The sequence below is a fragment of the Borrelia turicatae 91E135 genome (genome assembly GCF_000012085.2).
In the GTDB taxonomy this organism is placed as follows: domain Bacteria; phylum Spirochaetota; class Spirochaetia; order Borreliales; family Borreliaceae; genus Borrelia; species Borrelia turicatae.
In genome coordinates, this window is sequence record NC_008710.1 from 1 (window position 1) to 15,790 (window position 15,790).

A 15,790-nucleotide genomic window follows, 5' to 3' on the forward strand; every position below is an offset into this window, starting at 1 on the left:
ATTCGCCCTTTCCTAATAACAATTAAACTAGTTTAATTGTTATTAGTATAAAACCTCCTTCCAAACAAATACAAACTGTTCTTTATTCCTTAATAACATGTTACAATTCCTTACACACACAATGAAAAATTTAATACTTATATCACTACACTTATTAATAATATATACCCATGCATGGGGTGAAAAATTTAATAATGAAAATATAAAACCACTACAAATAGGTATCATTCAACACAATTATATAAATTTAACTCCTTATAATCAACATTATAAATATTACGCTTTCATTGGAATAACCATGACCTACAATGAATGGATTGATTTCAATATCATCCCCATCCACTTTTATCCCCACGTTCCAACTTTATTCTCAAATGTCTATTTTACTTTATCTATTTCTCTTTATATATTGAAATATCAAATACACATATATTCTTTCATTATCAATATCTTAATAGGTACTCAATTACCTATAGCTCTTAGAACTTCCATTATTACTGGTAACAATATTTCTGCTTTTCTTTTCCCTGCATTTCCTTTTGTCTCTGTTAAACTTAACATTCCAATTACTAATTTATTCTCTATACTCTCTACATTTTCTTCTTCTCTACGTGAGTATTTTTTAGTCGATATAGCTATTACCTTTCCTATCTAATTATAACAATAATGGTAATTTTTAATAAGCATTTCCTTTATACAAAACTAAGAATATTCATTCTTCTACATTAAGTTTCTTAAACCCTTCTGGAATAAGCACAACATCAATACCTGAATTTAATGATTTCCTAATCGCATGCCCCAAACTAAAATTATTTACAATTGCCCCCATATCATATGCATCTGTCATGATAATACTAAAGATATTCAGATTATGTCTTATAATATCCACAATATCTTTTGACATACTACTTACATCTCCGGAAATCTTAGGAACAAGTACATGCCCAAGCATAATAAATTTTGCTTCCTTGCCAAAAAGAAATGGTATAAAATTATTTACCATTAAAAAATTTTTACTATAAGGTAATAAGGCCAAATCTTTATGGGTATCTACTTTTGTGCCTCCAAGTCCAGGAAAGTGTTTAACCACAGCAAACACACCTTCCCTTTGTATCCCATCAATAAATGCCTCTACCATAAGACCAATATTATAAGATGAATACCCAAAAGTTCTGCTACCTAAGGGACTATTTGGAACAAATTTTGCATCTGCTACAGGTGCCATATTTACATTGATACCAAGTCGTCTAAGCTGTTTCCCAAGAATTTCACCAATCTTATATGCAAGCTGAGAATCTCCAGTCTTTCCAACAGATTCCATAGCAGGAAAATTATAAACTCCCAATTTTTTATTCTCACTAGCTCTACTAACTAGTCCTCCTTCTTCATCAACAGCAATCAATATGTCAGAACCAAGATATCTCTTTATCCCTTCAATCAACTCTTTAGTTTGTTGTGCATCCTTAAAATTTTCTCTAAATAAAATAATTCCTACTGGATTTATCTCTCTTATTTTACCAAGTTCTTCTTTACTTAGTGCTTGCACAGCACTAGGATTAGCAACATTCCTAATGCCAATAAAAAAACAACGTTCCCTCAAAATGTTCTTAACATTAACTCTTCCTAAAAATTTATCAATATCTACAAGATCAAATTTATCATTTTCAAAATAATCATAATCTATATCAGGAATGGAGCCTAGTAAAACTAAACTAGACAATAAAAGGCCAAACAACACAAATCTAAACATCCCACTTACCTTGCCTAAATACCAAATCATATTTATTCTTCAATGCATTATTAAGAGCATAATTTAAATATCTAGCAATATCAGAAATATTGCCCGAAAATTTATCATTCATGTAATTACTCATAATAAGCGTATCAACAAATAATTTCGCGGGCAGAAACCTATCTTCTCTATTGACCTCAAAAATTAATGGATTATCTACTATTCTCATAACTTCCCAAGTTATTTGCTCAATTGCAGTATATCTACCAAACTCTTTATCCTGTTCAATAATTCTTATAGGCATATCTGATATTATTCTATCCATATTTTCTATCAAATATTCTAAATTAAAAAGACCTGTGGCACAATTAAATAAAATCCTAGAACCTCTACATTCAGCTTTAAGTACAGCTTCTTTAGAAATAACACTACCAATATCAACACATGTTAAATGATTATCATCATCCAAGACTAAAACCCCACCCTTTGTATCTAGTGGGGTTTTAACACTAAATTCAAAGCCAGAAGAACTATTAGTTATAGCCATTATGGCAAGAGTCTGTAAATTAACAGTAAAACCAATATTATCAACATTACCAATATACACAAATTTTTTTCCAGAATTATAAAGTTTAAAATAAATATCTCTTAAAACTTTAAAATTTTGACCATGACCAGCAGGTAAAGCCAAAAAAGATCTCTTGCCATTAGTACAATAGCTAAAATATTCATATTGACCATCATCTAATTTATTATAACAATAAACCAAAGGCTGAATCGCTGTCAAAATATCTGCCCTTTGCAAACCACAAGAATTCAAATCTTTAATCAAATTATCATCAAAAATATTATCTAAAAAATTAGAAATTGGTTTATAAGTCTTAAAACTTGTCATCTGAAAAATCGAAGGCTTAATACTCTTACCATAAAGCTCACAATATCTATTAGAAAGCATTAAAAGATGTCGCATTTTTAATGCTAAAAATGAAAATCCATAACTACCATCTCTATTAACATATGCAGGTGTTATTCCCTTTGGCAAATGCCCAAACAACCTCCTAGCTTCAAGTATTTTATCTGCATATAAAGAATACAATTCCTCATTAAAATCGTTATTTTTCAGTATATCAAAATAACTAGTCGCAGAACCCCCATTTAAAATACCAAATGAGAGATAAGGATAAAGCAATAATCCTAGTCTTTCCAGATCATCACCGGTAAAAACATAAAAATTACTTTCTGATGAAACCGAAAACTTTGTAAAATCATCAATATATTTTTTTAAATTATGTTCAACAAGTTCCTTTTTAAACTTTAATTTAACAGAATTATTAGCAAGACTTAAAATACTGCCATGACTCTCATCAGGAAAATTCTTAACAGATATGCTTAAAGTTTTAAGTTTGTGCATATTAAGCATATCAAGCATTTTTTTAGAAAAAATTTCATCAATTACTTCATACACACCAAAACCTCATTTGAAGACAAGGTAAACAACAATTAACATATTATAAGAAGCACGTTAAATAATGCTTATTATAATAGAATATGTTACTATAATCATAGTACTACAAATAAAGGCAAATATTAAATTAAAATATACTAATGAAGAGGAAAATATGCTAAAAAGGTATATACTAAATATGACAAATCTAAGCAACGCTATTAATGAAATGATACTTTCTCATTCAGGATTTAGAAAGATATTTGCAAAATCAAAAAATGAAAATTCAATAGAATATGAAATCAATGATGACGACAAAATATTGGTTGCTCTTATAACCCTTACAATATCAAATTATTTTAAAGATAAACCAAAAAAATATATCAATGTTGGATCAGATTCAAGAGCAACTGGAAATATAATCTCAGAGATAATAATTAAGACCTTAATTTTAAACAATAACAGTGTAAAATTTTTTGGAATACTCCCAATACCAGAAATCTTAGCTTATACAAAAGAAAATCAAAATTCAAAAGGATTTATATACATTTCTGCCAGTCATAATCCTACAGGATATAATGGCATTAAAATTGGATTAAATGATGGGGGCGTGCTAAATTCAAATGAAACAAAGAAAATAATATGTCAGATCAGATCCAACATTGAAAATGAAACTTTAATAAACAATCTAATAACAAACTTACAAAAGTTTAATACCAATGCTCTGCACTTAAAAACATATGAAACAATTATCACTTCACAGGCTAGACATAAAACACAATCTTATAACTCATATAAATCATTAATGCAGCAAATAATATATTCAGATACACATAATCAAAAAAATATTGACATACTAAAAAAAACTATCAAAAAAGAACCTATAGGAATCATAGGTGAGATGAATGGTAGTTCTCGCATTAACTCAATTGATAGAGAAATGATTGAATCTTTGGGAATAAAATTGGAATTTCATAACACAGAAATTGGTATCTTTAAACATGGAATGACTCCTGAAGGGACATCTTTAAACATGTGCAAACAAATATTAGAACAAAAATTTAAGAATGACAATTCTTTCAAGTTAGGATATGTCCCTGATTGTGATGGAGACAGAGGCAATTTGGTCGCAATTTTAAAAAAAGAACAAGCAAGTATCATTACACCACAAAAAATATTTGCACTCTCAGTACTCTCAGAGCTTAGCTATCTTTACCATACAGGAATTAAAGACAATTTAGCTATCGTAGTTAATGATGCAACCTCACTAAACATTGAAAAAATAGCCTCGCTATTTAACACAAAAGTTTATAGAGTGGAGGTTGGTGAAGCCAACTTAACAGAAATGGCTGACCTTTTACGGAATAAAGGATTAATAGTAAAAATTTTAGGAGAAGGATCAAATGGGGGCAATATTACATACCCTTCAAAAGTAAGAGATCCATTAACAACTCTCTTTAGCATCATAAAATTGCTTAAAATCAAAAATCTTTACAAAATATGGTGCTCAATATCTAATAATTCATATAATGAACACTACACTCTTGGAGACATATTAAAGACAATCAATTTTTATAGCAATGTAGAAGTATCATCAGAAAAAGCCATGCTTAAAATAAAAGTAGAAAATCAAGAAATATTAAAAACCAACTACGAAAAATTATTAGACAAAGAATTCAACAACAACAATAATACCGTATTACACAAATTACCAATACATAATTATGAAATTATAAATTATGAGGGTATCAAACAAAACATCTCTAGAACAGGTGACTCATCAGGGGGGCTTAAAGTTTTATTTAAAAATAATAAACATGAAATAATTGCTAGTTTATGGTTCCGTGGCTCAAAAACAGAACCAATATTTAGAGTATTAAGTGAGGTCATATCTGAACATAATGATTTATTATATCCTCTCTTAGATTTTCATATAGATTTAATACACTCGGCTAACTCTTTAATCTAATTAACATACATGTTAACATACATGAATTATGACACAAAACTCAAACAACTTGATTTATTATAGTCAATTATTCGGTACAACCTATATACTTAAATTATTCTTTAAAATTTTCTCTACATTTCTCCTCACCCCATTCCACGTCCTTGATATACCCATTAAATTTTTAGCATTTTTTATAACTTCTATTGCAACTTTTCTGGTTTTACTTGTACCTTCAAATATTATTTCATCAATATAACCCTTTTTAGCTTCAAAAAATTTTCTTCTCTCTCTAATTGGTATTAAAAATTGATTTAAAACCTCAAAAAGCCTCTCTTTAACTTCAACATCTCCAATTGTACCCTTCCTATACCTAGTTTTAAACTCATAAAGCTCATCAACATTACTATTAAAAAGATCATGATAAATAAAAACAGGATTACCATCAACTTCTCCTGGTATATCTGCTCTCACTCTTTTCGGATCTGTAAACATAGACATAACTTTCTTACGCAATGATTTTTCATCATCACTTAAAAATATCGCATTACCAAGACTTTTACTCATCTTAGCCTTGCCATAAATTCCCACAAGGGCCTGAGAATCTGTAAAGATAGCTTCAGGAATTGGAAAAAAATCTCCATAAAGATAATTAAATTTCCTAGCAAGTTCTCTTGTAAGCTCAATATGAGCCTCATTATCACGTCCAACTGGAACTAAATTAGCCTTTGTCATCAAAATATCCGCACTCATAAGAACAGGATAACCCAAAAGTCCATAAGGAACCTCAGATAGTCCAGCAGCAACACTCATGTCCTTTATACTAGGAATCCTTTGCAAACGATTAACCATTACAATCATTGACAATATTAAATTTAACTCTAAAAGCTCAGGTATAGCTGATTGCAAATAGATATTAACTTTTTCAGGATTAATCCCACAAGCCAGATAATCCAAAACCATTTCTCTAACATTAACAGATATTTCATTAATGCTTTTTAAATCTGGTTTTGTAGTAAGAGTATGCAAATCCGCTATAATAATATAAGTCTCATATTCCTCCTGATACTTTAATCTATTAACAATAGACCCGATATAATGCCCTAAATGAAGAGAACCTGTAGGTCTATCTCCTGTAAGCATAACTTTTCTCTGCAAACTTAACTCTCCTTATTATTATCAACACTTAAGATCTTTGAACCACTTAAAAACACAGAAAAAGGTTTTAAACACGCTATATTATCTACTATTACTTTTATAATCACTGTAAAAGGATAGGCTATTAAAAGTCCCACAATGCCCCAAAGCCATCCCCAAAAGAAAAGAAAACAAAGCAGCAAAAAAGGAGAAAGATCAAGCCTATGTCCTTGCATCTTAGGCTCAAGAATATTCCCAATCAACATTTGAACAAATGTATTATATATAAATATATAAAAAACTAAATTTAAATTAGGATAAAACTGTACTAAAGCAGCTATCATAATAAAAAAAACTGCTAAAATTGAACCTATACTTGGAATAAAATTAAAAACAAATGTAAGCACAGCCCATACACGAGGAAAATCTTGTCCAAATAACTTTAAACCTATAAACACTAAAAAACCTGTAAGACAACTAACAAAGAGCTTTATTCCCAGATACTTACTAATCTGACTATTTATTGTACTTAAAGCCTCAATAAATATACTCGAAACAGATTGTTTAAAAGCATTTTTAACTTTTATATCAAAAATGTGTATTTCTGATAGTAAAAAATACAACAATAAAAATAACACAACCAAACTGCTTGCAAATCCAATAATCTCATTAGAGATCCGAGTTAAAAAAGGATAAATATATTTAGAAAAATCTATAGTGCTAATAATAGCACTATCTAACTTATATTTTTCAAGAATATCTACCATAATAAAAATCAACTGCTTCTGATAATAAGGTAATTGATCAATTAAGACAGTAACACTATAATAAACAAAACTAAAAACCAAATAAGAAAATGAAAAAAGAACAAAAAAAATTACAAAAACTATTAAAACTCTTGGGATCTTTAGTTTTTTAAGAAAAGTATAAATGGGATATACCAAAAACCCAAGAACCACCGCAATAGCTAAAGGTTTAAATATTGTTTGTGCTATTTTTAAAATAGCAATTAACATTACAATCAAAGCTATAACATAAAACACAGACTGTAATTTAACAAACTTTAACCTATCAGTTGGTTTTAGCTCTAAAGACATCTCACTTCTCCTTCAATATATCTTAATCATTATGAAAAATACTTAAAAACAGAGTCAATACTCACTCACGAATATTTGTCAAAATTTAAAATCAATTCATATATTTAAATGAATCTTTTCCATTATCCAATTATATAACTTAGTTCCCTTACTATAATTAGCTTCGGCTAAATCCCCTACTCTTTTCTCTTTAACTAGCCTCTTAGCATTTTCATCATTTCCATGATAAACCGTCAACGTATTTTTATAATGATTTAAGCTGTTATTCAAAATTTCAAAGGCTGGAATATCATTAAAACCATCTGCAATATAAAACATATTTTCAAAAGGAATCTCTCTTCTACCTTTAGGAATCCTCTTATTAATTTTATCATAAGATCCCTTATTTAGCTCGAAAATTACCCGGGTTTTTATTGTATGATCTACGAAATAACATACGCTACTTAAAACAACATTTTCTGAAAACTTATTATCTAAATTCTGATAAAAAGGCATAAGGTATGTGTCTATAAATTCACAAGCCCAAACCTTAGTAACATAAGGAGCAATACTACTGCCTAAAATCATCTGTCTAAAACCACTTGAAACAATATAAATATTTATCACAGTATCTGATTTCTTTAAACTTCGATTTATTTCATCGATTTCTTTAAACAAAGAAATAACTCCTTCAAAAAATCTCAATTTTGAGCCCAATTCAAATAATATTTTATTATTTAAGCCTTTAAAAATACCTTCCTTGACATATGTTAAAAAATGTGACAAATATATCATTTCATTAGCAATGATATTACAATGATTTTTGTTATAAGTAATAGATAAATTTTCAACTTCATCCCAAAATAAACTAGCATTAACATTATACTCATCAAAAAGTACCTGTTGCATATTACCATAAATTAAAGTGTCATCAAAATCAAATATCAAAGCTATAATCTTTTCTTTTTTACCCATAAACAAAAAATAAATTTAAATTAACATTAACTTGTATTACAATATATATATATATATATAACTATGAATATATTCAATATATTTATATATGGTATTATTTTAACATATATGAATATATTGAATAAAAATGATTATGATAGATATAAGTAGTATAAATCAAATAAAAGATATTTTCTCTAAAGTATTAGATGTAAGTTTAATCAGCATTTTAGTTTATTATATCTATAAAAATGTTATTAATTCTTATTCTGTAAATTTACTCAAAGGAATGATCATCATTACATCCATTGGTATCGTGTCTTATTATTTCAACTTATACACAATAAATTGGCTATTAAATTACATAGCAAACATATTGCCAATTGCAATGCTTATACTATTTCATCAAGAAATAAAAAAAATAATTATGCAAATTGGAAATTTTAATTTATCTTTTAAACTTGCAAACAACAAAGAAGAAACTACCAAAACTATTGTTGAGATAATAAAAACAATTAAGCATCTATCAGAAAATAAATCTGGTAGCTTAATCTGCATAGAAAAAAAAATACAATTAGATCAAATAATAAATAAAGGCATAAGATTAGATTCCATTGTATCTAATGAAATACTAATATCAATTTTTGATTATGAAACACCTTTACATGATGGAGCAGTCATAATTAGTAATAACAAAATAGTTTATGCTGGTTCTTTCCTACCACTATCTAATGTCGAATCTATCAGCAAAACCTTTGGAACAAGACACAGAGCAGGGCTTGGGATTTCTGAAAATTCAGATGCAATAACAATAATAACATCTGAAGAAACTGGTTCTATTTCACTCACACAAAACGGAAAATTAGAATATAATTTAAGCTTAAATGAAATCAAAAAAAAATTAAATCTTGCATTAATAGAATGAATAATGATTATAACTAAAAAATTTATGAATATAATAAAATTATTATTTGAAGATTGGCAAAATAAAGCTATTTCTATCCTAATAGCCATTATTATGTTCACGACATCTTACTTTCATAGTATAGAATCAATTACAATAGAAAAAAAATTTAATATTTTATTAGAAGATGAAGTTACATTAGGTAAAATACCTGATTTTAATAAAATGTTACTTACAGTCAAAATCAATAAAAAAGACTTAAAATATTTAGACCTTGACCGAATAACCTTATTAGTTGAAGCTAATAACATAAAAGAAGCCGGGGAATATGAACTGCCAATAAAGATCAAAAACTTTAATCCCATACCTATTGTTGAATATAAGCTTTCAAAAAATAAAATTACACTAAACCTTGATAAAAAAATCTCAAAATTAGTCAAAGTTGAACCCAAATTTAAATTACTTGAAAAAGAGGGTAAAGGAGAATATTTCATTGCCAAATATAATATAGTACCTGAAAAATTAAAAATACATGGCCCTGAAAAAGTAATCAAGACAATAAACTCAATCAAAACCAAAATAAAAGAATTCGATATAAATACTGTATTTATTTCAGAACATCTGGAAGTAATTTCTCCAAACCCACTAATAACGCTTGAGAAAAATCACGTAATAGTCAATATTACACTAGGTAAAAAATACATACATACAACAATCAAAAACCCCAATTTAATTTTCAATAACCTAAAAAATGGACTGGAAATAAAAAATAAAGAAAAAATCTTAGACCCAGAAAATGAGATGTTTATTAAGATAAGAAGCGGACTCTCAGAAAAGATAATTAAAATGCATATAGCTAACAAAAATATTAATCTTAATCTCGATTTAAGTCAAATTGCAACTCCTGGAATTTATAATATTAACACAGATATAATACTTAAAAATAACACTCATGGCATAGAAGTGTATGAATATGAACCCAAAACAATAAAGATTGAAGTAATCTCAACAGAGCAATAAAATGACGAAATCAATAGGATGTGATATAATAAAAGTTACAAGATTTAATAGTTTTTTACAAAATAGAAAAAAATTAGAAAGATTTTTTACACAAAGAGAAATTGAAAATTCAGCAATGAAAGGAAAAGGGGTTTTAGAAAGTCTAGCTGGTAAGTTTTCAGCAAAGGAATCATTAATCAAAGCGCTAAGCCCACTAATAAATATCAAAATAAAATATTCACTTAAAGATATTGAAATTATAAGCTTACCAAAAGGTAACATAATATTCCAATTACACAATGATATTAAAACTCTGATTAACCAAATGAATCTAAAATTATACTTGACAATTTCACATGAAAGGGAGTATGCTATTGCATTTGTAATAGTAGAGAATTAATTTATGAAAAAAATATCATATTTGACAAAATACGAAATTGAATGTCCTTTATGCAAACACAAATTTAGGAAAGAAGAACTATTAACAGGAAGTAGCAGATTAATAGCTGGGGAGTTAAAAGTTGATTTAAAGAGAGAGTATATAAAAAATGAAAAATATGGCAACATTTATCCCAGGATATATTCAATAACAGTATGTCCCAATTGTTATCTGGCTGCTTTCCCAAATGAGTTCAATGCAATAGCACTTATTAACAACAACATAAAACAAATTCTAATTATCCGTACTGATGAACGTAAAGAAATAAAATCAATTTTCGAAGACAACCTAAATTTTAATGAACCAAGAAGACTTCAAGAAGGAGCTGCTAGTTATATCCTTGCCATAATGTGTTATGAACATCTGGACAAAACTCATAATCCAACTTTCAATCAAGCAAAATGTGCAATAAGATCGGCCTGGATCTTTGAAGATCTAGACAAAGAATATCCAAATCAAAACTATAACTATTTACAAAAAATATTTTATCATAAAGCAGCATATCTTTATAAATTAACAATCGAAAAAGAGCAAAATAATTCAGAACCAATTAACGCTGAAATAGTATTTGGTCCTGATACAGATAAAAATTATGGATATGACAGTGTTCTATACCTATCAAGTTTACTAGAATATTTTTATGGTAATAAAGAAGATAAACAATACAGATACAATCAATTAGTTGACATAAAAACTCTACTATCTAAAATAACCGGGATGGGAAAATCATCAAAAGAAAAGCCTTCAATACTTTTAGATAAAATAAAAGAAGTTTATTTTAAAATTTCAAACGAAATAAAAACTTTTAAATAAATGAAAAAAGTACTTGCAAAAATAACATATGACGGTTCGCTATATTATGGATTTCAAATCCAACCAAAAAAACCAACAATTCAAGGAGAAATTGAAAAGGTATTAGAGAAAATAAGTAAAACAAAGATTAAAATTCATTCAGCAGGCAGAACAGATAAAGGAGTACATGCAAGAGGACAAATAATATCTTTTTATATAAAAATAAATATTAAGCTCAAAAATCTAAAAACAGCAATAAATTCCCTATTAAAGGACGATATTAGAATAATAAAATTAAAGTACGTAGAAGATAAATTTCAACCTAGATTTGATGCCAAGAGAAGAAAATATAGCTATTACATACTCAACAATGAAAACCACTATCCTTGGGAAGGATATCGGGCTTATTATGTAAAGAAAAAACTAAATATTAATAGACTAAATGAAATGGCCGAAATGCTAATTGGAATACACGATTTTACTACCTTCTCATGCATAAGAGACCAAACAAACTCAAAATTGAAAGAAATTTATTATGCTAGATTTAAGAAAAAAAATAAATTTATAATCTTTGAAATAATAGGCTCTTCATTTTTATGGAAAATGGTAAGATCAATAGTAGGAGTAATGATCGATATAGAGATAAAAAATGAACCTGTCGATACTTTTAAAAAAATTTTAAACTCAAAAAATAGAAAACTTACAAGAAAAACAGCACCCGCTAAAGCTTTATTTTTAGATAAGGTTTTTTATGAATAAAAGCAAATTGCTTAAAAAATTGATACTTCTCAGAACACTTAAAAACAATATATCGGAAAATATTTATAGCAAACAAGAAGAATTTGAGAAACTTAAAAATCAAATAATCAAAGCCAGAAACATAAAAATTTTAAAACACACAGAACAAAAAGATATAAAAGAAAATAATAGATTAATAAAATCAACAGGATACAAAATAAATAAAAATGACAAAAAAGGTTTATTAATAGTATATATAGATAAAAAATATCTAAATCAAAATGCAAAAATAATAGTAAAAAAATGGTGTGAAAGTATTAAAATATTAAATTACAAAATAATAGATAATCCTAACACTCTAACCTTCGAGATTAACAACCAACAACCTAAAGCAATTCTTGCATGTGAAGAAGTAGCATTATTCTTAAACCAACACTTAAGAATACAAATTGTGAGAGGATTTGAATTAAACTTTAAAGGAATTCCAATAGTATTTACATATCTCCCTACAAATCAAGTAACAAATCCAGAAATCAAAAAAGAAATCTGGCAAGACTTAAAAATCATAAAAGGTATAATAAAATATGGATAAAAACTCAGAACACAATTTTTACTATGAAATTGCGTTTAATATTCCCGTAAATAGACTTTTTTTTTATAAATATAACTTAAAATTAGAAACAGGAATAAGAATAATAACAAATTTTAATGGAAAAGACACAATTGGAATCATAATTAAAAGATATGCTAAGGAAGAACTTAAGGAAAATTTCACATTTGAAATAAAAGATATAATAAAAGTCATTGACAAGAATGCAATAATAATAGAACATAACATCAATCTTGCACACTGGATCAGTCAAAAAACATTTTCTGGATTTGGAGAAACTCTATTTTGTGGGTTACCTAAAATTTCAACTTCAAATAAAGAAATCAAAAATAATGACAATGAAAATTTAAGCTATAAACTACCCATTCAATTAAATGAAGAACAAAATAGTATTTATAAAGAAATTATTGAATCAAACATACAAAATACATTTTACTTATTTGGTGTCCCCGGCTCTGGAAAAACAGAAATATTTATCAAACTATGCGAAAACTATTTGGAACAAAAAAAACAAATAATTTTCTTAATTCCCGAAATTTCTCTGGGCTATCAAATAATTAAAAGGATAAAATCAAATCTAAGCACAAATAAAGTCTATGAATATAACTCAAAAGTATCAAATTCAACGAAAACCTTAATATGGAATAAAGTCAAGAATGGAGAAAATTTAATTATAATTGGTGTTAAGAGCGCATTAATGTTGCCATTTAAGAATTTAGGGTTAATAATAATGGACGAAGAACATGAATACACATATAAATCTGAAAACACCCCAAGATTTCATTCAAGACACATAGGATTTTTTCTACAAAGCACATTTAATGCCAAATTTGTAATGGGAAGTGCAACACCATCACTTGAAGCATATCTTGCCATGGAAAATAATCAGATAAAAAAAATGGTTTTAAAAAATAAATTTTTTGAAAGAACATTCAAAGAACTTAAAATAATAGACATGAAAAAAGAACGCCAAATAATATCTTCAGAATTGCTTTACAGTATACAAAAAAGTTTAATTGATAAAAGACAAGCACTAATATTTATCAATAAAAGAGGATATTCAAAAACACTTGAATGCAAGATTTGTGGACATATAATTTACTGTCCACATTGTTCTTTCAATTTAATTTACCATAAAAGTGAAAATAAACTCATCTGTCATTACTGTAATTACAAAACAAACATAATAAATAATTGTCCTAATTGCAACTCACAAGATATCATATACAAAACATATGGGATTCAATTTATTGAAAGAGAATTAAAAAATTTTTTGCCGAATGCAAGAATAGCAAGAACAGACTCCGATCTTAATAAAAAAGAAATTATTCAATCAATAAATGCATTTGAAAATGGACAATTAGATATCTTAATTGGAACACAAATCATTGCAAAAGGTTTTAATTTTAAACAGATCAAAACACTAGGTATCATTAATGCAGATATTGGAATGGGTTTACCTGATTTTAGAAGCAGTGAAAGAATTTTTGCAATAATCTCACAAGTACTAGGCAGAGCTGCAAGATTCCAAAGTGACAACACAATTATTATTCAAACAAAAAATCCGGATTATTATCCTATAAAATACGCATATGAGGGCAAATATGAAGAATTTTATAAAGAAGAAATAAAAATTCGAAAAGAATTAAATTATCCTCCTTTTAAAAAAATCATTAGAATAGTAATTAGAAGCAAAAAACAAGAAACTGCTAGACATAAATGTTTAGAATTTTTTGAAATATCTAAAGAGTTATTAAATGATAAGATCGAATATCTTGGCCCATCAAAAGCACCCATGTCAAAAATATCCAAATACTATAGGTATAATATAATATATTTATCAAAATCATTCAATTTACTTGAAAAGCTAATACGTCACACAAAAGAAAAAATAAAATTAACAAGAGATACATACATTGAAATAGATTATTACCCAATTTCATTGCTTTAAAAAAAAACTGAACTTTCTTGTCCAAGAGTTCTTAAGAAAGATGAGAGAACATAAAGGGCTTTATCATTATGTCCTCCTTCAGGAATAATAAGGTCAGCATATTCCTTAGTAGGTTCAATAAATCTATAATATCCTGCCCTAGTAGTACTTAAATACTGTTCAATAACGGATTCCAATGTACGCCCCCTCTTAGACATATCTCGTTCAAGTCTCCTAATAAACCTAATATCATTAGGCGTATCAATATATATCTTTAAATCTATCAAATTGCGTACTCTCTCTTCAACAAAAATCATAATACCTTCAACAATAACAACAGGAGTTGGAACTATTTCAACGGTTTCATCTTTTCTTTTATGATTAATAAAATCATAAAGAGGCATATGAATTAACTTATTTTCTTTTAGTTTCTTTAAGTGCTTATAAAACAAATTGTTATCAAAAGCATCTGGATGATCAAAATTAACATCTAAAAATTCATATTCATAATCACCGACACTTTTATAATAATTATCTTGCGATATAAGAACAAATTCAGGAATAACTTCACTAATTTTATTAACAACTGTAGTTTTCCCACTCCCAGATCCACCTGTTATTCCGATAATTTTAACCATTAACCTCTTCTTTAGAACTAGGCAATTTAGGCATGTTTTTTAAAGTTCCTGCAACAAATACATTATTAAAGCCTAATCCTTTTAAAATTTTCTTAGCTTCAATAGACTTGTTAAAAGTTTTACCATAAATTATTATTTGGGTTTCAACATTACCTAACTTATCTTTTTTAGCAAACAAATCCTTAAAAGGAATATTGATTGATTTTGCATAATGAGATTTACTATATTCTTTGGGGGATCTAATATCTAATATTTTTGCACCATTTTTAATTTTTTCCAGTAAAACCAAATTAGTTCTTTTCATCTTTAAAACAATAAAGAACCAAATATAAAAAAAGAGAAAAACTATCAAACATATAAGCTTTATATAACTAACAATCATATCTTTTATAAAACAATAATATCAAAAAAAAAGAAATAAATGCAATAAAATTGAATTGTTTTTTAGT

Annotated in this window: 16 protein-coding genes; 9 read left to right on the forward strand and 7 right to left on the reverse strand. The window is 27.2% G+C overall.

The genetic code is table 11. The annotated features are described in order from the left end of the window. Positions 1–298 precede the first annotated feature (298 nt). Positions 299–655: a hypothetical protein gene (locus tag BT0_RS05910; protein WP_236842836.1), complete on the forward strand. Its 357-nt coding sequence runs from the start codon at positions 299–301 to the stop codon at positions 653–655. 57 nt (positions 656–712) lie between these two features. Here BT0_RS05910 and BT0_RS00010 read toward each other — a convergent pair whose 3' ends face one another. Both BT0_RS00010 and BT0_RS00015 read right to left on the reverse strand, forming a co-directional pair. Further along, the gene (locus tag BT0_RS00010) at positions 713–1,780 is read right to left on the reverse strand and encodes a glycoside hydrolase family 3 N-terminal domain-containing protein (protein WP_011771966.1); all 1,068 of its coding nucleotides are present in this window, start codon (positions 1,778–1,780) and stop codon (positions 713–715) included. Further along, the gene (locus BT0_RS00015) at positions 1,743–3,197 is read right to left on the reverse strand and encodes a UTP--glucose-1-phosphate uridylyltransferase (RefSeq protein WP_011771967.1); all 1,455 of its coding nucleotides are present in this window, start codon (positions 3,195–3,197) and stop codon (positions 1,743–1,745) included. The genes BT0_RS00010 and BT0_RS00015 overlap by 38 nt, the downstream gene beginning before the upstream one ends. A 154-nt stretch (positions 3,198–3,351) precedes the next feature. Between BT0_RS00015 and BT0_RS00020 the strand changes: the two genes are divergently transcribed. Next, positions 3,352–5,145, forward strand: a complete 1,794-nt coding sequence (locus BT0_RS00020; RefSeq protein ID WP_041178545.1) for a phosphoglucomutase — start codon at positions 3,352–3,354, stop codon at positions 5,143–5,145. Between the two features lie 81 nt (positions 5,146–5,226). Here BT0_RS00020 and trpS read toward each other — a convergent pair whose 3' ends face one another. From trpS to BT0_RS00035, 3 genes are all read right to left on the reverse strand, one after another. Further along, the gene (gene trpS / locus BT0_RS00025) at positions 5,227–6,282 is read right to left on the reverse strand and encodes a tryptophan--tRNA ligase (RefSeq protein ID WP_011771969.1); all 1,056 of its coding nucleotides are present in this window, start codon (positions 6,280–6,282) and stop codon (positions 5,227–5,229) included. 2 nt (positions 6,283–6,284) lie between these two features. Further along, a complete protein-coding gene (locus tag BT0_RS00030; protein ID WP_011771970.1) occupies positions 6,285–7,358 on the reverse strand; it encodes an AI-2E family transporter in 1,074 nt (357 codons plus the stop codon). A gap of 96 nt (positions 7,359–7,454) precedes the next feature. Then, on the reverse strand, positions 7,455–8,312 hold the full coding sequence (locus BT0_RS00035) for a haloacid dehalogenase-like hydrolase (RefSeq protein WP_041178402.1): 858 nt from the start codon (positions 8,310–8,312) through the stop codon (positions 7,455–7,457). A gap of 133 nt (positions 8,313–8,445) precedes the next feature. On the opposite strand from BT0_RS00035, the gene cdaA reads away from it, so the two are divergent. From cdaA to priA, 7 genes are read left to right on the forward strand one after another with little or no spacing between them, the layout of a single operon-like run. Further along, entirely contained in the window at positions 8,446–9,216 is a 771-nt protein-coding gene (gene cdaA, locus BT0_RS00040; protein ID WP_041178546.1) for a diadenylate cyclase CdaA, read from the forward strand. A 3-nt stretch (positions 9,217–9,219) separates the two neighbouring features. Further along, complete coding sequence (locus BT0_RS00045) at positions 9,220–10,215, forward strand: CdaR family protein (RefSeq protein WP_011771973.1); 996 nt, start codon at positions 9,220–9,222, stop codon at positions 10,213–10,215. 1 nt (position 10,216) lies between these two features. Beyond that, positions 10,217–10,594 carry a holo-ACP synthase gene (gene acpS, locus BT0_RS00050; RefSeq protein WP_011771974.1) on the forward strand — a complete coding sequence of 126 codons (378 nt, stop codon included), beginning with the start codon at positions 10,217–10,219 and terminating at the stop codon, positions 10,592–10,594. A gap of 3 nt (positions 10,595–10,597) precedes the next feature. Continuing rightward, complete coding sequence (locus tag BT0_RS00055; protein WP_011771975.1) at positions 10,598–11,446, forward strand: DUF2225 domain-containing protein; 849 nt, start codon at positions 10,598–10,600, stop codon at positions 11,444–11,446. Beyond that, positions 11,447–12,184 carry a tRNA pseudouridine(38-40) synthase TruA gene (truA, locus tag BT0_RS00060; protein ID WP_011771976.1) on the forward strand — a complete coding sequence of 246 codons (738 nt, stop codon included), beginning with the start codon at positions 11,447–11,449 and terminating at the stop codon, positions 12,182–12,184. Further along, the gene (locus BT0_RS00065; RefSeq protein WP_011771977.1) at positions 12,177–12,755 is read left to right on the forward strand and encodes a hypothetical protein; all 579 of its coding nucleotides are present in this window, start codon (positions 12,177–12,179) and stop codon (positions 12,753–12,755) included. Before truA ends, BT0_RS00065 begins: the two co-directional genes overlap by 8 nt. Next, complete coding sequence (gene priA / locus BT0_RS00070; protein ID WP_011771978.1) at positions 12,748–14,724, forward strand: replication restart helicase PriA; 1,977 nt, start codon at positions 12,748–12,750, stop codon at positions 14,722–14,724. The genes BT0_RS00065 and priA overlap by 8 nt, the downstream gene beginning before the upstream one ends. Here priA and udk read toward each other — a convergent pair. Next, the gene (udk, locus tag BT0_RS00075) at positions 14,721–15,341 is read right to left on the reverse strand and encodes a uridine kinase (protein WP_011771979.1); all 621 of its coding nucleotides are present in this window, start codon (positions 15,339–15,341) and stop codon (positions 14,721–14,723) included. The two genes, priA and udk, sit on opposite strands and share 4 nt — an antisense overlap. Beyond that, the gene (locus tag BT0_RS00080; RefSeq protein WP_011771980.1) at positions 15,334–15,723 is read right to left on the reverse strand and encodes a rhodanese-like domain-containing protein; all 390 of its coding nucleotides are present in this window, start codon (positions 15,721–15,723) and stop codon (positions 15,334–15,336) included. Before BT0_RS00080 ends, udk begins: the two co-directional genes overlap by 8 nt. Positions 15,724–15,790 lie beyond the last annotated feature (67 nt).